This is a genomic window from Jilunia laotingensis (assembly GCF_014385165.1).
GTDB lineage: Bacteria > Bacteroidota > Bacteroidia > Bacteroidales > Bacteroidaceae > Bacteroides > Bacteroides laotingensis.
Genome location: NZ_JACRTF010000001.1, coordinates 3,513,279 through 3,534,220, shown reverse-complemented (window position 1 = coordinate 3,534,220; position 20,942 = coordinate 3,513,279). Strand labels below are relative to the sequence as shown.

Sequence of the window (20,942 nt, the reverse complement as noted above, 5' to 3'; positions counted from 1 at the left end):
TGTTATAATATTTATTTGTTTAATAATGCATATTGAAATCTAATCAAAGTATTGAAATATGGATAATTGTCGTCAGGCATTATATTTACTACCTTTGCCATATTTCCAAATCCTTCGGTGTCTTCCTCTTCTTTTACAAGAGGTATCAATTTTTCTATAAAATCTTTTTTACGACTGGAGCGAAGTAATTGATTTACATTATTTGTTCGATCCCTTCTGCCTTTTTCAGCACCTGCTTCATATTTCAAAAGTAATTTCGCAAATTCCTGGGACATATCCCATAACTTTTCATTATTCAACATAGCCATTATCCAAATTAAGTAAGTATTAAATGTTATTTCCTGTTCTTCATCTTGTTTATAAATAATCTTTTTCCCCTCCCCTTTCTGGGTATTAAAAAAAGGTCGGAGTCCTTTTGGTTCCATAGCCGGAATACCAATCGATCCCAATTGGCAGGCAGCTTTCAACCCGATAGCGGTACCATAAAGCTGAGACAATTTTTTTGAATTTTTCTTCAATGCCGATTCTCCAAATATTTTTACATATAACTGATTGGGACGAAGGATGTCTTTTAGTCTAAATGGTATAAATCCTATTGTTGTATTCGTTTGTCCGATACTATATAGGTATCCTACCATATCATCCATATCTATTCTACGAGCAATATTCAACAAAACGTCTACCCATGCAATTGTTTGCAGATTAAATATCTCATTATCTGATGGATTCAAAGGATTAAATTCAGAAGTAGGATCATCTTCGTCAAAGTTACTGCTATATCGGTGAGTGATCCATCTGCCATTCCATGTATTTATCTGATTACCTTTCATCATTGGATACTGTTCCAAATATCTCCGATAATACTGCCAACCTTCGAATATATCCAAAAGTAACTGTTCATGGTCAAACAAAATGATTAAGCCACCAGTAACTCCAATTCCCAAAGCATCTCCAATCCAAGATAAGTATATATTCTCTTTGTTATCAGGTAAATCAATATTCGTAATTTGTCCTGAAGTTGCAGCAGTTAAATTGGTTACTCCATATCCTCTAGCAATGCTCGCATCTGCTTCCTCTGAATCAATTTTGTGAATCGTCTTGGAGATTCGCTCTTGTCTACGTTCATCCGTTTCAAAAGGCTTCTTACCTTTAATCATGTCATCCCAACTCAGTTTGGGATTTTCAAGAGGAGAATTCCCTGCCGTCATCATATATTTGGGATGCCCAAAAAACAACGGGATAAATATCTCTTCAAAAAAAGATTTTGCTGTATGTTCCGTATGAAACTTAGTATTATAAGCCTTAAGGAATGTACGTCCTATCGTTGATGTATACATAAGCTATAAAAATTGATAATTTGTATCATAATATTCTGCTCCTACTTTCGAGATATCAAGTCCTCTTTCGATTGAATAAGCTACATCCGGAATTATAAAAGGATCTGATCTGAAATTTCTTAACTGTTTCAATTTTTTCCATTTTAAGGAACTATATCTTACCGGAATCTCCATTAAAATCTGTTCTTCGGGAGTAGCTTCCCTATAACGTTCTTCATCTTCCTGAGTGATACATACCGCGGAATCAATATCAATACTATCTATTAAAGCCGATTTAGAAAGATGTCTTAATTCTCCCAATCTCCACTTACCATTTACCAAAATTGCATCAAGGCCAATATTTATCATTTCAATCTCACGGTAAACTTGATTTATCAGAGATTGCAATTCTGCTTCTCTCAGCAAAGCACCATCCGGCAGTACGTCATAACTTCGTAATAAAACTTCGTGAGAATATGGCAAACTATCCCTTTCATTATCTGAAGGGGCAATCACATAGATAGGTTTACTGGTTGGATTCTCCTTCCTTATCCGGTTGACCCGACCAAAACGTTGAATCAGGGCATCAATTGGAGCTGTTTCAGTAATCATCATGTCAAAACTAATATCCAGACTCACTTCCACGACTTGTGTGGAAACAACTATACAAGCATGAGAACTCTTATTATAAACTTCCATCAATTCTTTTTCAAGACGATTTCTATCTCCCCGTTTAAAACGGCTATGAATCAACATTTTGTCAATATCCGGATACAATTCCTCTATTCGTTCAAAGACATCTTGAGCATGAGCCACACGATTACATACAATAAGTATCTTTTGTTCTTCCGCAACCGCCTGCTGCAATACAGGAAGTAATGCTGTAAATGAGGGTGCTTTATGAATGATATGGCGATTGAATGATTCCAATACAGGTACTGGCAATTCAACGTATTGCACCTGTTCAATTCCTAAAATATCAAGAATAGCTTTCTCTAAATCAGATGGCATCGTTGCCGTACCAATATGAATCCTGCAACCGACATGGTTCAAAACTCTGACCATCTCCAATACAATAGACTGGATCATATCTGAGTACGTGTGTATCTCGTCCAAAATAATATCACATCCTTGCAAATCAAATAAAATTGACTCATACCCTTTTGTCCCCATTGAAATAGATGCCAACTGATGAGGAGTCAGTATTTTTATAGCAGCACCGAATTTATCTTGTATAGCTTTCTCTATTACATTTCCGTCTTCAATAGCTAAACGTGAAGTGGAATGTAATGGACGAATATCCTTCACACTATTGCCCAAATCTCTTTTAATACGTTCATACATCGCATTGATAGAGGCTTGAAAAGGTAATGTATAAAAGATGCGACCCTGACAACGCTTTAATAAGAAATCAGTTTTTCCGGAACCCGTAGGAGCTTTTACAAATGTATGCCTCTTTTTAAGATCGGACACTATCAAAGATAAAGGATATAGTTTATTTTGCCTGTCTTTATAATAAGTCACATCTGGAATAGTAAACAGATCCGGAAGTTCTCCTTTTTGACCTTCGGTAGCCGAAACAAAATGATCAGCTCCCATCAATAATCCTCTCCAAACAGACCAGCCTCTCGTCTTTTTCCTACAATGTTCCAGTACAAATTCATAAGCTGCACGTGCATCTGCTTCGCTTATATGTGTATCCGGTGAGATATTTGGAAAATCTAATTCATTTAGAATTCCCAATGCATCTATACTCCATAAAGAAAAATCTGTTAGATGATAATCTAAAATATCTTCACCATTACCCTCATCCATGTCCAGAATACCGTTTCGAGCAGAATCATTATAGATAGATTTATGATGAGCAACCACCATATCAATTATCATCGGCCATAACTCCCTATCTACCAAATTCAAAAAGAATAAGGATGCTACTTCATGTCTAAAACTAAACCCATCCGGAGCCTTCACCCCTTTTCCAAATCGTTTCTGAAATAATGGACTTGCCTTACCTATATCATGCAATAAGGCTCCCAATTTGGCAACTTCAGGGTCAACCCCTGCATATCGTGCAGCAATAACGGCAAAAAAGGCTACAGATTCAAGATGAACTTTCAAAGTGGTTCCTCCCTTTTCAGGACTCTTTGCCAGAATATGATCATATTTACTCATAAGATTCTTTTTGAATAGGATTACCGGTCATTACAATTTGTCCATACATTTCTTCATTGTTACAGAAGCGGTTATAACCTACAAGAAAAGAGCCATTGCCTGTTCCAAAACGTAGTTCATACCCGTCAATTTGATTAAACTCTTCTTCACTCAATTCCATTACAGCAACATCGGGTAAAAGTATGTCTTCATTCCGGCATAAGCAGATATGTTGCAATGAAGCGTTTTCAGCTTCTGCCTCATTTTCAAAAGCCAAAAATAAAGTAGGGCGAAGTAACACGCCACGTTTAAGGATAGATCGTTCTCTTATATATTGCTTTCCCTTCTTAGCCCAAGCTTTTGCCTGGACTACTTCTTGCTGAACATCAATTCCCATATAAGTGAGCTTATGACGTAGAATGGAAGAAACTTCCAATTTTTGTCTGATACCTTCTATAATTGATGGAGTTAAAAACTGTTGTGAGTATGTCTCACCACCACTCGCATCGCGGACTGCGGTCCAAGGTTTGATAAACCCGAAAGGCCCAGAATATTTAACAATAAAATATTTCATAGTCAACATAAATTATATCAACCCCCCGAACCCGGCGCCGCTATTGTTCCCAGCGCCGACTGTCCAAGCAAACAATTTACTTTCTGGAGTTCCATGAATAATTACAGGACACATGCTTGCCTTATTTTTAATACCATGAATTGTTACCATCTTGACTTGTTTAACCGGATAAGATAGATCAAATTCAACTTTTAAAGTCTCATCGTCAGGCAAACCAGCAATCTGCATCTTATGCCTTAAAGTCTCTGTCATCAAAACGCTACTTTCTTCATCGGTATAAAAGAAAAACTTATTATTACCGTCAATATTTCTTTTGATGAAAACCGGAGAGGCCAATCTAAAGACCAGTGGTTCCTTTCTGAAAACCGGTTGTTTTTCTATTGTGATATCTTTCACTTCCAGTCCACAAAACATTTCCGAATCGGACAGAATCGTATCTATCAATATTTTCAAATATTTATTCTCGTAAAAGCTAATAAAGAATATAGCTCCTTCAGGAAAATCAAATCCTTTATCTTTCACAAGTTTTCCACCATGTAGCCATGAAAAAGAATACAATGATATTTTATCATGTATTTCATTGTTTCCAATCCATTTATGAATTGTACCGATCATTTTTTGCTGATAGTTGAAAGGGATGATCGAAGTGTTTGAAGTAGTTTTTAAAGTTATTCGCATATGTTATCTTTGTATTTATTCATAAAGGAAAGAATATAATCTGTAAATTCAACATTTAAATGTGTATTATTTCTTTATAATGCCATTAAACACAAAATAAGGCAATTGAAATAGCTCCAAAACACTAATTATAATGACCTCAATACATATCACCATAAAAAATTGTAATAGTAATTGAATTATTTTCTCCCTTTAATAAAAACAATTTTCATAGTTAATTTCGCATTTCCCTGACAAAATGCTCTCATTTTATATATATTGCTAACTGCACACTTCTACTAAACTGCTGAAATAGGATAAAACAGGGTTGTTTTTAAAGTCGAAAGAGGGAAAATATAGCGTTTGAGTGGATGAAATAGCCATAATTATCGGATAGAATACCTATTATCATCAGATGAAACATCAATTATCAACGGATGAAACATTAATTATCATCGGACTAAGTAACTATTTCTAGCAAATGATATAACCTTTTCCAATATTTTAAAGCTCAATTCTTCGAAAAAGCATCTATTTTTTGACTTATTTTCTCTAGTTACTCCAATTCGATGTAGCTCTTATTCCTGACGAATTACAATGAAAATTTTACAATATTAATCATTCGGAAAGCGAGAAAAGGGCTAAGCATTGTATTATGTAGCTTATTTCCTCATTTTATAGACAAAGCAGAAAACACAGATTTCTCTATAATGCGTTTTTTTGATTATGCTTATCATCGGCCCGAAATAACGCTCCTTATGATACATAAGAAAAGCTTTTTGTCAAATTGAAACAGCAAATGATTCCAACTTTCAATCGTGTTTTTAATTTAGTAAGATGAAAGCAACCGAATACCGAAGTTTATTCCCTACATTTGTACGTTGATTCGATAAAAATTCAGAGAAATGAAAAAGTTCATCAAGGGACTCCGGTTCACCCCTGCCAACTATCCGGACGAAATAGAAGATAAAATTCAGAAATACAGAAAACAAGGATATAAACTCCCTTTCCGGAAAGCACTCCGCACTCCTGAACAACTGGAGGGAATCCGGGAGAGTGCCAAAATCAATACAGCCCTTTTGGATTATATTTCAGAAAACATACGCGAAGGCATTTCAACGGAAGAGATAGACCGTATGGTATATGAATTTACTACTAGCCATGGAGCGATCCCCGCTCCTCTCAATTATGAAGGTTTTCCAAAAAGTGTGTGTACGAGTATTAATGACGTTGTTTGCCACGGTATACCAAGCAAAAATGAAATTCTTCGCAGTGGAGATATTGTTAATGTGGATGTTTCGACCATCTACAAAGGCTATTTCTCGGATGCCTCGCGCATGTTCATGATCGGGGATGTAGCACCGGAAACACAACGCTTAGTAAAGGTTACAAAGGAATGTTTGGAAATTGGTATTGCCGCTGCACAACCTTGGGCACGGCTGGGAGATGTTGGAGCCGCCATACAGGAACATGCTGAAAAAAACGGATATAGCGTAGTACGCGATCTTTGCGGTCATGGTGTAGGCATGCAATTTCATGAAGAACCGGATGTAGAACACTTCGGACGAAGAGGTACAGGCATGTTGATAGTCCCCGGAATGACATTCACAATCGAACCGATGATTAATATGGGTACTTATGAGGTATTTGTGGACGAAGCTGATGGATGGACTATATTTACTGATGACGGACTACCTTCAGCACAATGGGAAAACATGATACTGATAACTGAAAGTGGCAACGAAATATTGACATATTAACAGACTGATAGGATGTTTTTTGGGTTTACCTCCTATTAAAAAATCTTTCACACTAAATATAATTTGATATATCTTTAAATGGAACTGGTTTTACTCATCTTAACTGTACTGCTTTTGATTGCATTATTCGTACTTGTTCTTTTACGGAATAACGGACAGGCACAAAATGATATTCTACAAACCGCCTTGCGCCAACAGATGCAGGAAAATCGGGAAGAGCTGAACCGCAGCATCCGAGAACTCCGCATGGAAATAACACAGACTTTAAATCAGAATCTGCAACAATTACAAGACGTCTTACATAAGAATATGATGACTACCGGAGAACTCCAACGGCAGAAATTCGATGCAATGGCACGCCAACAGGAGATGCTGTTACAATCTACTGAAAAACGATTGGATGACATGCGATTGATGGTAGAAGAAAAATTACAAAAGACCCTGAACGAACGTATCGGTCAATCTTTTGAGTTAGTCCGTTCGCAATTAGAGAATGTACAAAAAGGACTGGGAGAAATGAAATCTTTAGCACAAGACGTAGGTGGTCTGAAAAAAGTATTGAGCAATGTAAAAATGCGTGGTACATTTGGAGAAGTGCAATTAGGTGCATTACTGGAACAGATGATGAGTCCCGAGCAATACGATGCGAATGTAAAAACCAAAAAGAGCGGAACAGAATTTGTGGAGTTTGCCATCAAACTCCCAGGCAAAGAGGACGTGAACAGTACTGTATACCTTCCAATAGATGCCAAATTCCCCAAAGATGTTTACGAACAGTATTATGATGCATTCGAATCCGGTGATACTACGCGCATAGAGATTTGCGGAAAACAATTGGAAAATACAATCAAGAAAATGGCAAAGGACATTCATGATAAATATGTAGATCCGCCTTTTACAACGGATTTCGCTATTTTATTCTTACCCTTTGAAAGCATATATGCCGAAGTGATCAGGCGTACTTCCTTGGTGGAAGCATTACAGAAAGACTTTAAAATTGTCGTGACCGGACCTACTACATTGGGAGCGATATTAAACAGTCTACAAATGGGATTCCGAACCCTTGCCATACAAAAGCGAACAGGAGAAGTATGGACTGTACTTGGAGCCGTAAAGACTGAATTCAGCAAATTCGGTGGTCTGCTTGAGAAAGTCCAGAAAAATCTGCAAACTGCTGGTGACCAATTAGAAGAAGTGATGGGAAAACGTACCCGGGCTATCGAACGAAGACTTCGCCAAGTGGAAGAATTGCCACATGAAGAAAGCAGAAAAATCTTGCCTATCGATGATGGAGAAGATGACTTGATAGATTAACTACACATCTAATTTATAGCACAAAAAGGCTCTTATTCATATCCTGTATTTGAATAAGAGCCTTCTTCTATCCATGACTATTGTTTTCTCGATAACTATTTCTTTTTAGGCAGAACAAAATATAAAACTATATATCCCAAAATACCTGATAACACTGTGCCAGAAAGCACTCCAAACTTAGCCTGGTTCAATAACACAGGATGGCTGTCTCCAAATGAAAGATTAGCTATGAATAAGGATACCGTGAATCCTATACCACCCAACAAAGCCACTCCTGCTATGTTCTTCCAATTCATTCCATGCGGCATAGGAGTAAATCCGCTTCTAATGGCCAACCATGTAAAAGAAAAAATCCCCAAAAATTTACCCAAAAGTAATGCCAAAGCAACAGCTACACTAACTTCACCAACAACATTACCACTACCACTAAATACTACTCCGGCATTCACAAATGCAAATAATGGCAAAATAAGATAGTTGACCGCCCCATGTAAATTATCCTCTAAAGATTGCAACGGACTGATTACACGGTCGGAAGCAGATTCCACCTGTTTCAGCATAGCAATCTGCTCATTTGTCAATACAATACTATTATTTTTCATCTCCGGAAAAGTCTTGATAATCCGTCGTATACGTTCAATATATTTTCCAACATTCAATTGCGGCTTAGCAGGAATAACAAAAGCAAGTATTACTCCGGAAATCGTACTATGAATGCCCGATTGCAAAAACAAGTACCAGATAACTACTCCGATGACCAGAAAGAATATCTTATTGGTGGTTCCATGTTTTCCCAAAAAATAAAGAACTACGTAAAGCAATGCAGCAACAAGAAGATATTCATACGCCACATGGGAACTATAAAACAACGCTATCACCAATATCCCCCCAATGTCATCCACTACAGCAAAAGCTGTAAGGAATATCTTAAGGCTCAATGGTACACGGCTTCCAAGTAAACTGAGTACCCCCAATGAAAAAGCAATATCCGTGGCCATAGGAATAGCAAGTCCTTGTCCTCCCTCAGTACCCGGAGTACAAATCATTGAATAAATAATTACCGGAAATACCATACCTCCACATGCAACGATAAACGGCAATGCCGCTTTGCGGAATGAAGAAAGCTCGCCAACTAATATCTCCCGTTTTATCTCAAGCCCAACCAAGAGAAAGAAAACAGTCATCAGGCCATCATTGATAAACTCGATCATCTTCAGATTATGTCCCCCATGCGAAAGCAAATTAAAGCTCCCAATACGAAGATGCAATTCATGGGATAAGAATTCCTGATAAGCCGGTGCAACAGGAGAATTAGCAATAACGGCAGCCGCAATAGCTGTCACAAATAGCAGAATACTCGCTGCAATATTCATGGACGAGAAATTCTTCATAGTACGTAACACGGTCATAGTAGTGTGTTTTTATAATAAAAAATTTAAGTCTTCCCAATCTAACCGGAATAACTCCTCAAAGCCAGCTTTTTAACCCAAAGAACAAATATACCAGTCAAAATAAGATTCAGAACCAAAGTAAGTACGGAAATGACCAAAGCGGGACCACCCAGATTATAACCAAGTGCTATAAAAATGACACCGGCACCTACTTCACCACGAGTAAACATGCCTATTGACAAAGCCAAACGTTCACTAAACTTCCGATCACGATAAAAGAAGACAGGGAATAGTTTTCCTACATTTGACAATAAAGAGACAATTAACACATGAAGAGCGATCATGCCCCAAGACATCATCTCCTGTGAACCAGTTACCGAATAAGTACCTTCCTGTGTTCCTGCAAAATCAACCCCAAGGAAGTGAGGCATACTCATACCTACCAAAAACATAAACAGAAAAGATATTCCGGTAGACACTTTATGTTCAAGCGGAGTATCAATCTCTTTATGTTTCATAATCATACCCAACACGAATGCCGGAAGCAATACTTCAATATGGATGCTCCCCTCCTCTCCATACATGCTTTTACTAATCATATAAACTGATTGAGTAACTACAAAAACAATCACGGAATAAAAAAGGATTGCCTTCCAGTCTTGTCGCCAATTGTACTTACCCAACTGTTTCCAACCGAGAGCCAAAAGTAAGAATACAACTAAAACAACAATTATCAACTGCCAACGCAGCCCAATCATCATGATTTGAAGAGGAATCATTAACAGGATAGTATCCAAATCATCGAATATCGCCAACACTTGGATTTTCTTATAAATCCAACTGGTTTTCAATCCAATGACCGCCAGCATGGTAAACAAAATTCCTGCTGAAGTAGGTGCTGCGAACCGGCTAAGCAACAAGTTCTCTTTCCATGCTTCCCAACTGTTCCAAAACTCGGGGGGAAGTAATACAAATACATAATATAATGCAATCAGGAACCAAGGCATGGCAGCGGTTGCCATGGCAATAAAGTAATCTTCAGCATAACTTTTCCATCGAGATTTATCGATTTCAAACTCTCGACCTACATTAATCATGATAAAACTCAAACAGACATACAGCAAAATATTAGCAATAGTTTTGACTGTACCGTAATCCTCCCCTGCCATTGCAGGCAGGAATTGGGATAGTAAGAGGCCCATCATCAAGAAGACCGAAAAAGACAGAACTTTTCTCATTGTATATATTCAATTCATTTTATTTTGGTAATTGCCAGGAAAGCTCTGCAGACAGACGACAACTACCTGGTGTATTTTAAAAACCTATAATAAAGCTATTTGTTCAGAATACACCTGTTGTTTTTTATTGTAAAATTCCTAATCTAACTTCAGAACAGCAAGGAATGCTTTTTGCGGTACTTCTACATTGCCAATCTGTTTCATTCTTTTCTTTCCTTTCTTTTGCTTCTCCAACAATTTACGCTTACGGCTGATATCGCCACCATAACATTTTGCAGTCACGTCTTTACGAACAGCTTTTATAGTTTCACGTGCAATAATTTTGGCACCGATAGCTGCTTGTATAGCAATCTCGAATTGCTGGCGCGGAATCAGTTCCTTCAACTTCTCACACATACGACGTCCCATATCATAAGCATTATCAATGTGTGTCAGAGTAGAAAGTGCATCCACAGATTCACCATTCAAAAGAATATCAAGTTTCACCAGTTTAGAAGGTCTAAAACCATTAGGATGATAATCAAAAGAAGCATATCCTTTAGAAATACTTTTCAACTTATCATAAAAGTCAATTACTATTTCTCCCAAAGGCATATTATAATATAATTCCACCCGGTTGCCCGAAATATATTCCTGTTTGATCAATTCACCACGTTTACCCAAACACAAAGTCATAATAGGACCGATATAATCGGTAGTTGTGATTATGGAAGATTTTATATATGGCTCTTCAATATGATCAATCAATGTAGGATCGGGCATACCTCCAGGATTATGAACCTCTGTAACATGTCCCTGTTTATCATAAATATTATAAGAGACATTCGGAACGGTAGTGATTACATTCATATCAAACTCACGATCCAAACGTTCCTGAACGATCTCCATGTGTAACAACCCAAGGAATCCACAACGGAAACCAAATCCTAAAGCTAAAGAAGACTCCGGTTGGAATGTTAATGACGCATCATTCAACTGCAATTTTTCAAGAGATGCCCGCAAATCTTCAAATTCTTCAGCCTCAATGGGGTAAACACCGGCAAACACCATAGGTTTTACTTCTTCAAAACCAGCAATCGCTTTGTCACATGGACGAGCTATATGTGTAATGGTATCACCTACTTTCACCTCTTTAGAGGTTTTAATTCCGGAAATAATATATCCCACATCACCCGTACGAAGTTCTTTACGAGGTACCATATCCATTTTCAGCACACCGATTTCATCCGCGTCATATTCCTTTCCTGTATTGAAAAATTTGACTTTATCACCGGTACGAATCACTCCGTTCACTATCTTAAAATATGCGATAATGCCACGGAAAGAATTGAATACGGAGTCGAAAATTAAAGCCTGCAACGGTGCTTCCTCATCTCCTTTCGGATGAGGAATACGTTCGATAACCGCGGTCAGGATTTCTTCAACCCCCATACCAGTTTTGCCGGAAGCACGAATAATCTCCTCACGCTTGCAACCTAGAAGCTCAACGATTTCATCTTCCACCTCTTCGGGCATGGCACTTGCCATATCACATTTGTTGATCACCGGAATGATCTCCAAATCATGTTCAATAGCCATATAAAGATTGGAAATAGTTTGTGCTTGAACACCTTGTGAAGCATCTACAATGAGCAACGCGCCTTCACAGGCAGCTATTGACCGGGATACTTCATATGAAAAGTCCACATGTCCCGGAGTATCGATCAGATTCAGAATATACTTTTCACCTTTATGAGCAAATTCCATTTGTATAGCATGACTCTTAATGGTAATCCCCCTCTCCTTTTCCAAATCCATATTATCAAGCATTTGTCCTTCGGTAACTTGGATAGTATTGGTGAATTCCAGCAAACGGTCTGCTAATGTCGACTTACCATGATCAATATGGGCAATAATACAAAAATTACGTATATTCTTCATTTTCAACAGTTATCTATTTATAAACAAGATAATTACATAAGATAGCCATTATTCAGTAAAACTATAGCAAAACAAATAATAGTATACTAGTGAAATAAGACCTCTTTTTATGGCCGCAAAGATAATGAAAATAATCCAATACTTTCATGTTGTTTATGACTATAAGTTGCTGAAGGGGAACATCAGAAATTGATCAATTTCAGTTGAGTAATCAGATTATAAAACGAAGACTGATAAATATCCATCACATCATACATCCAATTTCCATAAGATATTATAAAAAAATGCGTTGATTACATTTTATAATGTATCAACGCATTTTTTTATTGGTAAGTGAACCGTACTGTTAGTTCAATTTAATGAAAAGCTCACCTTCAACTTCCTGAGTGGAGATCTTGTCTTCTCTCAATAACCAGCCAAGTCCCAAGAACAGGTCTTTATCAACCAGTTTAGTTGCTTTTTTAATTTGCTTAGCTGTCAGTCCTTCTGTTCCATTCAGTGCAACCCAGATTTTACCTGCAATTTCACCTGCTTTTTCTTTCAACATTACTTTTGAAAATTTAGTTAGACATGATATAAAATTCCGCAGTCAATAACAACTTTCAGATTTTATTTCAGCCGCAAAGATAGTTATATTTATGTTATATAACAGTTTATTAGTTCTTTTTTTACAGTAAATGTAAGAAAAACGGCTTTTTCATTCCTCTTTAGAGTGCTTTTCCAGGTACTCAGACCATATTCTGGCGGCTTCCTCTACCATCTTTGCACAGGGACGTTTAGCATAGTAATGTTTAGTTCTTTCTTCAGGAATAGACGAAAGCTGAGTCTTTTTGTTCAGCCCTAATAATTCACCACAATTTATAGAGCCGTTCCTTCTTTTGAACTCTTCTGCCAATTCTTGTACCAAAGCATAATTAGCAGCCTTGCCTACTTTATCAGCACCGTCTGTTGCTCCGGTTTCCAACCCTGCTAATAAAAACATGCCACAAGCAGCACCACAAGTTTCCCTCATACGTCCGATACCTCCTCCAAAAGAGGCCGCCATCCGCAATGCCTGTTCTTGTGTAAATCCATACATATCGGCAAAAGCAGCTACCACAGATTGCGAACAATTATACCCACTTTTAAAAAGCTCTATAGCACGTTGAATTCTATCTTCCATTTTTATTTCTATAATTGATTTATGCAAAATTAGAAAAAAGTATCTTTGCGGAAGAATTTTAAAAACAGAAAATTATGGCGATGACATTCGATATACAATTAGCACACTATCCACGTGGTTTCCACCTGATCACCGAAGATATCGTTTCACATTTATCAGAACTACCAGAAAGCGGCTTACTCGTAATTTTTATTAAACACACTTCAGCAGCTATCACAATAAATGAAAATGCCGATCCGGATGTCCGGCAAGATTTTCAGACTTACTTTAACAAGGTTGTTCCGGACGGAGCAAATTATTTCATCCATACTTTGGAAGGTCCCGATGATATGAGTGCCCACATCAAAGCATCACTTATAGGCAGTTCAATCACAATCCCCATCAAGAATCACAGACTTAACTTGGGGACTTGGCAAGGAATCTATTTATGTGAATTCCGAAATGGTGGGGATCACCGTAAATTAAGTATTACTATAATCTAAGTATTCAATCAGCCACTTCCAACATCATCGGACAATGATCGGAGTGTACTGCCTGATTCAAAATACAGGCATTTTTAAGCAACGGACGCATAGGTTCACTGACCATACAGTAGTCAATACGCCATCCTTTATTTTTTGCCCGCGAATTGAAACGATAACTCCACCAGGTGTATTCTTGCTTTTCAGGATATAATGCCCGAAAAGAATCAATAAATCCGGTAGATAGAAAACGAGTCATCCATTCCCGTTCTTCCGGCAAAAAACCACTATTTGTCGCATTTCGTATAGGATCGTGAATATCTATCGCTTCATGGCAAATGTTATAATCTCCGCAAAGTATGAGCTTTCTGCGTGATTTCTGCAATTCGGTAACATACTTCTGAAAAGCCTCCAACCAAACCATTTTAAAAGCCTGACGTTCGTCTCCGCTGGTTCCGGACGGATGATAGACGCTTACTATCGACAAATCACCATAATCGGCACGGATAAAACGCCCTTCATTGTCATATTCATCAATCCCCATACCATATTCCACATAGTCAGGTTCACACCGGGTCAGTATGGCTACTCCGCTATATCCCTTTTTCTGGGCTGAATATAAATAAGCCTTATATCCTAACGCTTCAAACGGTTCTGCCGGATACTGTTCCGGTTGCAACTTCGTTTCCTGCAAACATAAAACATCGGGTAACTCCTGCGACAGCCACTCGGGTAAGCCCTTAGCTACAGCTGCACGCAGACCATTTACGTTATAAGTTATTATCCTCATAAAATTCTTTTATATGTTTTCAAATCAATATCTTTAATACGGGCAATCTTCATAAACTCCATAGTAGTATATAAAAAGCAAATACTAATCATTTACATTTCTTCGCTTCCCAGTCTATTATTGCAGTTTTACGAGTCAGTCCCCAATGATAGCCACCCAAGGTACCATCGGAACGAACAACACGATGACAAGGAATCAGAAACGCCACCGGGTTGTCTCCAACAGCAGTACCTACGGCACGGGACGCTTTCGGACTATGAAGGTACCGAGCTATATCACCATAAGTCGTTAATGCTCCCAATGGTATTTTCAGAAGTGTATTCCATACCTTCAACTGGAAATCTGAAGCCTTAACATATAATTTCACATTCTTAATATCCTCACACCCCGTATTCAAAATAGCTACCGCATGCTCTTGCAACTTATCAGAACGGCGTTCAAAAGCTGCCATCGGGAAAAGACTTGCCAACTCTTCCAAAGCTTTCTCACGTTCGTCAGCGAAAGCCATATAACAAACACCCTTAGTAGTAGAAGCTACTAAAACGTCCATGAAAGATGTACTTTCAAAATTATAACTTATCGATAAATTACGTCCGCCAACACCGCACTCCTCATTTGACATTCTTTCAATACTTATGAAATGCTCGTGTGAAGTACCTTCTCCATAACGAACAAAATTCAAACTTTCCCCCATACCTGTTTATTTATGAAAACAATAACATTATATTCAGAGCAGAAACTACAATTGCAATTGTATAAAGCACGAACGTACTCCAGCGACTGTTCACGTAATTGCCCATCACTTTCTTTGATGAAGTTAACCCCACTTGCAGAAATACCGTAAATGGCAACTGAATGCTCAAAATCATTTGTGAGATCAATAGCCCCTTGAATGGATCACCAATAAAAAAAATTAATAACAACGCAATCCCCAATGAAAGAATGACTCCCATTTGAGAATGGCTATCTTTAATATGATAAGATTCTCCAAAAATCCCCGCGAAAATAGATCCTGCAGCCATGCCACTCGTTATGGTGGAAGAGATTCCTGCCATAAGCAACGCCAAGGCAAAAACAATGGCAGCATTATTTCCCAACAAAGGTTCCAATAGTGATTTTGCCTGTTGCAATTCTTCTACTTGTATACCACTCTTAAAAAAAGTAGCTGCTGCCAAAAGTATCATAGCACTGTTAATAGCCCAACCTATTATCATTGAAAAAAGAGTATCAAACAGCTCGTATTTCAATACTTTACGAATAGACGAGTCATCTTGTTTGTTATATTCATGACTCTGTATCACCTCCGAATGAAGAAACAGATTGTGAGGCATGACTACCGCACCGAGTACACTCATGATAATCAGCATGCTTCCTTTTGGAAAAGTCGGAGTCACCCACCCCTCAACCGCCATCGGCCAATCAATGTCAACCAAAAACAGTTCATATATAAATGACAACCCGATAACAGAAACAAAAGCAATGATCGAACGTTCTATTTTTTTATAAGAATTGGTAAACAGCATAATAGAAACAAAAACAGTAGTTAATACTGCTCCCCATATTATGGGTATATCGAACAACATTTCTAAAGCGATCGCACCACCCAGAATCTCCGCTAAAGAAGTGGATATAGAAGCTACGACTGCTGTTGCAAGAATAGGCCGTGATACCCATTTCGGAGTATACTGTGTAGCTGCCTCAGATAAACACAAACCGGTAACAATGCCCAAATGCGCCACATTATGTTGAAGTATTATCAACATGATAGTCGACAATGTTACCACCCATAATAATGAATAACCAAATTCAGAGCCTGCTGCAAAGTTCGATGCCCAATTGCCAGGATCGATAAATCCTACAGTGACAAGTAATCCCGGACCGATATATTTGAATACGTCCAATCCACCCAGATAGCGTTTATGATCTTTACGCTTCAAATCTTTAAAAATATTCCGCATAATAAAGTTTTGTTCTTCTATAATGTTTGTACAAAAATACGACTAAATGTCATATAAAAACAAGTTTATATACATTTCTTGGCATTGATAATTGATAATTGATCATTAAATAAAAACAATCATTTCACTTGTTAGGTTCACAGTTAACCATTATCTTTGTATATTATCACTAAATTAAAACAATTATGAAGAAAATCCTTTCTGCGATATGTCTGGCATTGATCATTCTTACCTCTTGCCAGCAAGCGAAACAAAAGGTATTTGAGATTGCTTCTCAAGAAGTCAACAAACAGTGTCCTATGAAGATAGATGATGTAACAAGAATGGACAGTACGACTTATACAAGCAAAGACAATACCTTTACTTATTATTATACACTTAGCGGTGCTGCGGATGATCCAAGTGCAGTAGAAGCTACTCAGAAGCAAATGGAAGAAAAACTTCCTGGTATTATTAAATCGACCAATGAATTAAAAATATATAGAGAAGCAAAAGTGACTATGCTTTACATTTATTTCTCAGAGAAAACTCAACAAAAGCTCTTTAGTGTAAAAGTAACTCCTGATATGTATCAATAATAAAATTCTTATAAACAATAACAGAGACACTTTTAAAAATGTCTCCGTTATTGTTTATAAGATCGAATCTTAATACCCCATGTCGTGTAATGCCCGGCAAAGCTGATCTGGACAAGAAGTCGAGCGAGTACCACACTGAATACCTTCCAGTTTTGCAATTACCTCTTCCACTTTCATCCCCGTTACCAACCGAGAAATTCCTTGCAAATTACCATTGCATCCACCCCAGTAAGCTACCTCTTTCAGAATACCATCCTCTACATCGATTTCGATACATGAGCTACACGTGCCATGAGTTTTATAGATATTTTTCATTATTCTTCGTCTTGGGCCGGCTTCATGTTTGTATAAACATTCTGAACATCCTCGTCCTCTTCCAAACGTTCCACCATTTTATCGATGGTAGTGCGTTGTTCTTCCGTCACATCTTTCTCGTCATTTGGAATACGAGTAAATTCGGCACCTTTCACTTCAAAGCCATTATCTTCCAGATATTTCTGAATTTGGGCGAATGATTTAGGATCACCATAGATCGTTACTTCATCTTCATCCTCATCATACTCATCCTCTACTCCATAATCTATTAATTCAAGAATCAGATCATCCATCTCCAACCCCTCTTTCTTGGTGATGGTAAACATTGACTTCCAAGAGAACATGAAATCAAGACTGCCGGATGTACCTAACGAGCCCCCGAATTTATTGAATATGCTACGTACATTAGCCACCGTACGGGTCGTGTTGTCCGTTGCGGTTTCTACGAATACAGCAATTCCAAAAGGTCCGTATCCTTCATAATTCATCTCTTTATAGTCTTTCTGGTCTTTGCCCATTGCATTCTTGATAGCGCGTTCTACGTTATCCTTGGGCATGTTCTCGCGTTTTGCAGTGGCAACCACAGCACGCAAGTGCGGATTATTCTCAGGGTCCGGTCCTCCTGCTTTCACAGCAATAGCAATTTGCTTACCTATTCTCGTAAATGTACGAGCCATGTTACCCCATCTTTTCAGCTTGGTAGCTTTTCTATATTCGAATGCTCTTCCCATTGGTTTATAGTTTTATTGTTAAATTTTAATTTTCAAGTATGTCTTAAGATGCTATCTCAGTTTTGCACCCAGCTTATCTTCCAGGTTCTTCACTAATTTCGACATGATCTTATCAATCATCTTATCATTCAATGTCTGCGTTTCATCTTGCAACAAAAAGCTGACTGCATAAGATTTCTTACCTGCTTCAAGGTTCTTGCCTTCGTACACATCGAAAAGCTCGACTTCTTTCAGCAGCTTTTTCTCTGTCTCATAAGCTATCTTTTCAATTTCGGCAAACTGGATATTCTTATCAAGCAGTAGAGCCAAGTCACGTTTTACGGCAGGGAATTTAGATATTTCCTTGTAGCTTATTTTCACCGAACGGATCGCTTTCATTAATTCTTTCCAGTTCAGATCGGCATAATACACTTCATTATCGATATCAAATGCCTTTAATAACTTCTTGGATACCACTCCAAATGTAGCCAGACGTTTTCCACCTTTCGTATTCATATAAAGTGCTGTTGCAAAAATATCATCAGAAAGATTGCCTGTTACCAGATTATGCAAATCCAGCCCAAGGCGTTTCATTATGTTTTCAACATACGCCTTCAATTCATACACTGAACTATTTTCATCAGGATGTGCCCATGAATTAGAAACTTTCTTGCCGGTAACCCATAATCCGAGATGATAATCTTCCGAATATGCGGCAAGTACCTTTTCCGGATTCTTCTTATCCGCATCGAAATAATAGCAATTACCGAATTCGAAGAATTTCAAATCGGCATTCTTCCGATTTGTGTTATGTGCAATACTTCCAAGACCGCCAAACAACAAGGTTTGGCGCATACAATTCAAATCTGCACTTAATGGATTCATCAGCATTACCAAATGATTGGAGGGATACGATTCCAATCCGTCATAATACGCCGCACGAGTCAATGAGTTGTTCAAAATTTCATTAAAACCACAGCCTACCAATTGTTCGGCAATCAAATTCTGCAATTTATTAGATTTATCAGACTCCCCTTTCGTTGTCAAGCTTGATTTCAAAGTAGTCGGAATTTCTACATTATTATATCCGTAAATACGTAAGATATCTTCAATCACATCACAATCGCGCTGTACATCTACACGGTACGGAGGGATCGCAAGAGTGAGTCCTTCGGTTGTTTCATTCAGAATTTTCATTTCCAGACTGGTTACGATGCTTTTAATCGTCTCGACCGGAATCACTTTTCCAACCAATGAATGCACCTTTTCATAAGACAGTTCAACAACAAAATCCTGAGCAGGTGCCACACAAATATCCTTTATTTCACTCGAAATGGTTCCGCCTGCCAATTCTTTAACCATCATGGCTGCCAATTTCAGACAATAGATGGTTGCATTAGGATCTATGCCTCTCTCGAAACGGAAAGAAGCATCTGTATTGAGGCCATGACGACGAGCTGTCTTACGTACCCATGTCGGATGGAAATAAGCACTTTCTATAAATACATTCGTAGTAGTTTCCGTAGAACCTGAATCTAATCCGCCAAATACACCTGCGATACACATCGCTTCTTCTTTGTTGCAAATCATTAAGTCACGTTCATTCAATTTGCGTTCTACACCGTCCAAAGTGACAAACGGGCTACCCTCCGACATCGTTTTCACAACAACCTCGCCTCCTTTGATTTTATCAGCATCAAAACAATGCAACGGTTGACCAAAAGCATGTACTATATAATTAGTGATATCTACCACATTATTAATAGGACGCAAACCAATAATACGAAGTTTATTCTGCAACCATTCGGGACTTTCCTTTACTGTAACCCCTTTTACCGTCACACCGGCATAACGCGGACATGCTTCACTATTTTCTACCGTTACACTGATGTCAAGATCATGGTTTTCTACCGTAAAACGATCTACTGACGGACGATTTAATGTTGCCTGGTAACCATTTTGGATAAGATATGCGTATAAATCACGAGCTACTCCGTAATGTGAGCATGCATCTGCACGGTTCGGAGTAATATCCACCTCAAGGACATAATCACTCTTTACGTTATAATAATCTTTGGCTAAAGTGCCCGGGATGGCATTTTCCGGCAATACGATGATTCCATCATGAGAAGTTCCGATACCGATTTCATCTTCCGCACAAATCATTCCTATAGATTCAACACCGCGAATCTTCGACTTTTTAATCGTAAAACATTCATCCCCATCGTAAAGTTTCGTGCCCAATGTGGCAACAACTACTTTTTGTCCGGCAGCAACATTCGGTGCGCCACAAACGATTTGAGTAGGTTCGCCATTTCCCAAATTTACAGTTGTGATGTGCAAATGGTCTGAATTAGGATGTTCCACACAAGTCAGAACTTCACCGATCACCAGACCTTCCAGACCACCTTTAATGGTTTGAACTTCTTCCACGCCTCCCGTTTCCAGTCCGATGGAAGTAAGCGCAGCAGCCACTTCATCAGGTGTCAGATCGAAGTTAACATACTCTTTCAGCCAATTATAAGAGATATTCATATCATTAAGTTTTTATTGTTTCTCAAAAAAGACTCGCAAAGTTAATAAGATTTTTTGGTTGGCGGGGAATTAATAGGTAGAAAATTAACCAAATAGAAAAAGCCGACACGAA

The 20,942-nt window shown here is 38.1% G+C and carries 19 protein-coding genes; 4 read left to right on the top strand and 15 right to left on the bottom strand.

The genetic code is table 11. The annotated features are described in order from the left end of the window. Window positions 1-11: 11 nt before the first annotated feature. Genes H8744_RS13530 through cas6 form a run of 4 tightly spaced genes read right to left on the bottom strand, consistent with a single transcriptional unit; the run spans window position 12 to window position 4,656 of the window. Window positions 12-1,337 carry a hypothetical protein gene (locus H8744_RS13530; protein ID WP_262435342.1) on the bottom strand — a complete coding sequence of 442 codons (1,326 nt, stop codon included), beginning with the start codon at window positions 1,335-1,337 and terminating at the stop codon, window positions 12-14. Window positions 1,338-1,340: 3 nt separating this feature from the next. After that, window positions 1,341-3,488 (bottom strand): CRISPR-associated helicase Cas3', encoded by a 2,148-nt coding sequence (gene cas3, locus H8744_RS13525; protein WP_262435341.1) that lies wholly within the window; start codon window positions 3,486-3,488, stop codon window positions 1,341-1,343. Continuing rightward, window positions 3,481-4,041, bottom strand: a complete 561-nt coding sequence (locus H8744_RS13520) for a hypothetical protein (RefSeq protein WP_262435340.1) — start codon at window positions 4,039-4,041, stop codon at window positions 3,481-3,483. The genes cas3 and H8744_RS13520 overlap by 8 nt, the downstream gene beginning before the upstream one ends. A gap of 12 nt (window positions 4,042-4,053) precedes the next feature. Beyond that, window positions 4,054-4,656, bottom strand: a complete 603-nt coding sequence (cas6, locus tag H8744_RS13515) for a CRISPR-associated endoribonuclease Cas6 (protein WP_262435339.1) — start codon at window positions 4,654-4,656, stop codon at window positions 4,054-4,056. A gap of 947 nt (window positions 4,657-5,603) precedes the next feature. Between cas6 and map the strand changes: the two genes are divergently transcribed. Together map and H8744_RS13505 are read left to right on the top strand one after the other, a co-directional pair. Continuing rightward, entirely contained in the window at window positions 5,604-6,458 is an 855-nt protein-coding gene (gene map / locus H8744_RS13510) for a type I methionyl aminopeptidase (RefSeq protein ID WP_262435338.1), read from the top strand. Between the two features lie 78 nt (window positions 6,459-6,536). Then, the gene (locus tag H8744_RS13505) at window positions 6,537-7,772 is read left to right on the top strand and encodes a DNA recombination protein RmuC (RefSeq protein ID WP_262435337.1); all 1,236 of its coding nucleotides are present in this window, start codon (window positions 6,537-6,539) and stop codon (window positions 7,770-7,772) included. 95 nt (window positions 7,773-7,867) lie between these two features. Here H8744_RS13505 and nhaA read toward each other — a convergent pair whose 3' ends face one another. The 5 genes from nhaA to H8744_RS13480 all read right to left on the bottom strand — a co-directional run bounded on the left by nhaA (window position 7,868) and on the right by H8744_RS13480 (window position 13,483). Further along, window positions 7,868-9,181, bottom strand: coding sequence for a Na+/H+ antiporter NhaA (gene nhaA / locus H8744_RS13500; RefSeq protein ID WP_262435336.1), 1,314 nt, complete (start codon window positions 9,179-9,181; stop codon window positions 7,868-7,870). Between the two features lie 41 nt (window positions 9,182-9,222). Continuing rightward, window positions 9,223-10,401: a cation:proton antiporter gene (locus H8744_RS13495; RefSeq protein ID WP_262435335.1), complete on the bottom strand. Its 1,179-nt coding sequence runs from the start codon at window positions 10,399-10,401 to the stop codon at window positions 9,223-9,225. A 138-nt stretch (window positions 10,402-10,539) separates the two neighbouring features. Then, window positions 10,540-12,321 (bottom strand): translation elongation factor 4, encoded by a 1,782-nt coding sequence (lepA, locus tag H8744_RS13490; RefSeq protein WP_262435334.1) that lies wholly within the window; start codon window positions 12,319-12,321, stop codon window positions 10,540-10,542. Window positions 12,322-12,667: 346 nt separating this feature from the next. After that, window positions 12,668-12,868: a winged helix-turn-helix domain-containing protein gene (locus H8744_RS13485; RefSeq protein ID WP_262435333.1), complete on the bottom strand. Its 201-nt coding sequence runs from the start codon at window positions 12,866-12,868 to the stop codon at window positions 12,668-12,670. Between the two features lie 150 nt (window positions 12,869-13,018). Continuing rightward, window positions 13,019-13,483 carry a C-GCAxxG-C-C family protein gene (locus tag H8744_RS13480; RefSeq protein WP_262435332.1) on the bottom strand — a complete coding sequence of 155 codons (465 nt, stop codon included), beginning with the start codon at window positions 13,481-13,483 and terminating at the stop codon, window positions 13,019-13,021. Between the two features lie 74 nt (window positions 13,484-13,557). Here H8744_RS13480 and H8744_RS13475 point away from each other — a divergent pair, with 74 nt between their 5' ends. Then, complete coding sequence (locus H8744_RS13475; RefSeq protein ID WP_262435331.1) at window positions 13,558-13,965, top strand: secondary thiamine-phosphate synthase enzyme YjbQ; 408 nt, start codon at window positions 13,558-13,560, stop codon at window positions 13,963-13,965. 4 nt (window positions 13,966-13,969) lie between these two features. Here H8744_RS13475 and H8744_RS13470 read toward each other — a convergent pair whose 3' ends face one another. The 3 genes from H8744_RS13470 to H8744_RS13460 form a co-directional block, all read right to left on the bottom strand. Then, entirely contained in the window at window positions 13,970-14,734 is a 765-nt protein-coding gene (locus H8744_RS13470) for an exodeoxyribonuclease III (RefSeq protein WP_262435330.1), read from the bottom strand. An 88-nt stretch (window positions 14,735-14,822) separates the two neighbouring features. Further along, window positions 14,823-15,428, bottom strand: coding sequence for a methylated-DNA--[protein]-cysteine S-methyltransferase (locus tag H8744_RS13465; protein ID WP_262435329.1), 606 nt, complete (start codon window positions 15,426-15,428; stop codon window positions 14,823-14,825). 10 nt (window positions 15,429-15,438) lie between these two features. Then, window positions 15,439-16,692: an Nramp family divalent metal transporter gene (locus tag H8744_RS13460; protein ID WP_262435328.1), complete on the bottom strand. Its 1,254-nt coding sequence runs from the start codon at window positions 16,690-16,692 to the stop codon at window positions 15,439-15,441. 185 nt (window positions 16,693-16,877) lie between these two features. Between H8744_RS13460 and H8744_RS13455 the strand changes: the two genes are divergently transcribed. Beyond that, a complete protein-coding gene (locus H8744_RS13455; protein ID WP_262435327.1) occupies window positions 16,878-17,270 on the top strand; it encodes a DUF8479 domain-containing protein in 393 nt (130 codons plus the stop codon). Between the two features lie 69 nt (window positions 17,271-17,339). Here the strand turns inward: H8744_RS13455 and H8744_RS13450 are convergent, their stop codons facing one another. From H8744_RS13450 to pheT, 3 genes are read right to left on the bottom strand one after another with little or no spacing between them, the layout of a single operon-like run. Next, window positions 17,340-17,585 carry a TIGR03905 family TSCPD domain-containing protein gene (locus H8744_RS13450; protein ID WP_262435326.1) on the bottom strand — a complete coding sequence of 82 codons (246 nt, stop codon included), beginning with the start codon at window positions 17,583-17,585 and terminating at the stop codon, window positions 17,340-17,342. Then, window positions 17,585-18,316 (bottom strand): YebC/PmpR family DNA-binding transcriptional regulator, encoded by a 732-nt coding sequence (locus tag H8744_RS13445; protein WP_262435325.1) that lies wholly within the window; start codon window positions 18,314-18,316, stop codon window positions 17,585-17,587. Before H8744_RS13445 ends, H8744_RS13450 begins: the two co-directional genes overlap by 1 nt. A gap of 51 nt (window positions 18,317-18,367) precedes the next feature. Further along, complete coding sequence (pheT, locus tag H8744_RS13440) at window positions 18,368-20,830, bottom strand: phenylalanine--tRNA ligase subunit beta (protein ID WP_262435324.1); 2,463 nt, start codon at window positions 20,828-20,830, stop codon at window positions 18,368-18,370. Between the last annotated feature and the right edge of the window lie 112 nt (window positions 20,831-20,942).

Bases quoted from the DNA above. Each gene is read 5' to 3' on its own strand.
- H8744_RS13470 (WP_262435330.1), bottom strand. From the start codon at position 14,734: ATGAGGATAATAACTTATAACGTAAATGGTCTGCGTGCAGCTGTAGCT.
- H8744_RS13445 (WP_262435325.1), bottom strand. From the start codon at position 18,316: ATGGGAAGAGCATTCGAATATAGAAAAGCTACCAAGCTGAAAAGATGG.
- H8744_RS13450 (WP_262435326.1), bottom strand. From the start codon at position 17,585: ATGAAAAATATCTATAAAACTCATGGCACGTGTAGCTCATGTATCGAA.
- H8744_RS13530 (WP_262435342.1), bottom strand. From the start codon at position 1,337: ATGTATACATCAACGATAGGACGTACATTCCTTAAGGCTTATAATACT.
- cas6 (WP_262435339.1), bottom strand. From the start codon at position 4,656: ATGATCGGTACAATTCATAAATGGATTGGAAACAATGAAATACATGAT.
- pheT (WP_262435324.1), bottom strand. From the start codon at position 20,830: ATGAATATCTCTTATAATTGGCTGAAAGAGTATGTTAACTTCGATCTG.
- cas3 (WP_262435341.1), bottom strand. From the start codon at position 3,488: ATGAGTAAATATGATCATATTCTGGCAAAGAGTCCTGAAAAGGGAGGA.
- H8744_RS13495 (WP_262435335.1), bottom strand. From the start codon at position 10,401: ATGAGAAAAGTTCTGTCTTTTTCGGTCTTCTTGATGATGGGCCTCTTA.
- H8744_RS13455 (WP_262435327.1), top strand. From the start codon at position 16,878: ATGAAGAAAATCCTTTCTGCGATATGTCTGGCATTGATCATTCTTACC.
- H8744_RS13465 (WP_262435329.1), bottom strand. From the start codon at position 15,428: ATGGGGGAAAGTTTGAATTTTGTTCGTTATGGAGAAGGTACTTCACAC.
- H8744_RS13480 (WP_262435332.1), bottom strand. From the start codon at position 13,483: ATGGAAGATAGAATTCAACGTGCTATAGAGCTTTTTAAAAGTGGGTAT.
- H8744_RS13460 (WP_262435328.1), bottom strand. From the start codon at position 16,692: ATGCGGAATATTTTTAAAGATTTGAAGCGTAAAGATCATAAACGCTAT.
- H8744_RS13485 (WP_262435333.1), bottom strand. From the start codon at position 12,868: ATGTTGAAAGAAAAAGCAGGTGAAATTGCAGGTAAAATCTGGGTTGCA.
- H8744_RS13520 (WP_262435340.1), bottom strand. From the start codon at position 4,041: ATGAAATATTTTATTGTTAAATATTCTGGGCCTTTCGGGTTTATCAAA.
- H8744_RS13475 (WP_262435331.1), top strand. From the start codon at position 13,558: ATGGCGATGACATTCGATATACAATTAGCACACTATCCACGTGGTTTC.
- map (WP_262435338.1), top strand. From the start codon at position 5,604: ATGAAAAAGTTCATCAAGGGACTCCGGTTCACCCCTGCCAACTATCCG.
- H8744_RS13505 (WP_262435337.1), top strand. From the start codon at position 6,537: ATGGAACTGGTTTTACTCATCTTAACTGTACTGCTTTTGATTGCATTA.
- nhaA (WP_262435336.1), bottom strand. From the start codon at position 9,181: ATGACCGTGTTACGTACTATGAAGAATTTCTCGTCCATGAATATTGCA.
- lepA (WP_262435334.1), bottom strand. From the start codon at position 12,321: ATGAAGAATATACGTAATTTTTGTATTATTGCCCATATTGATCATGGT.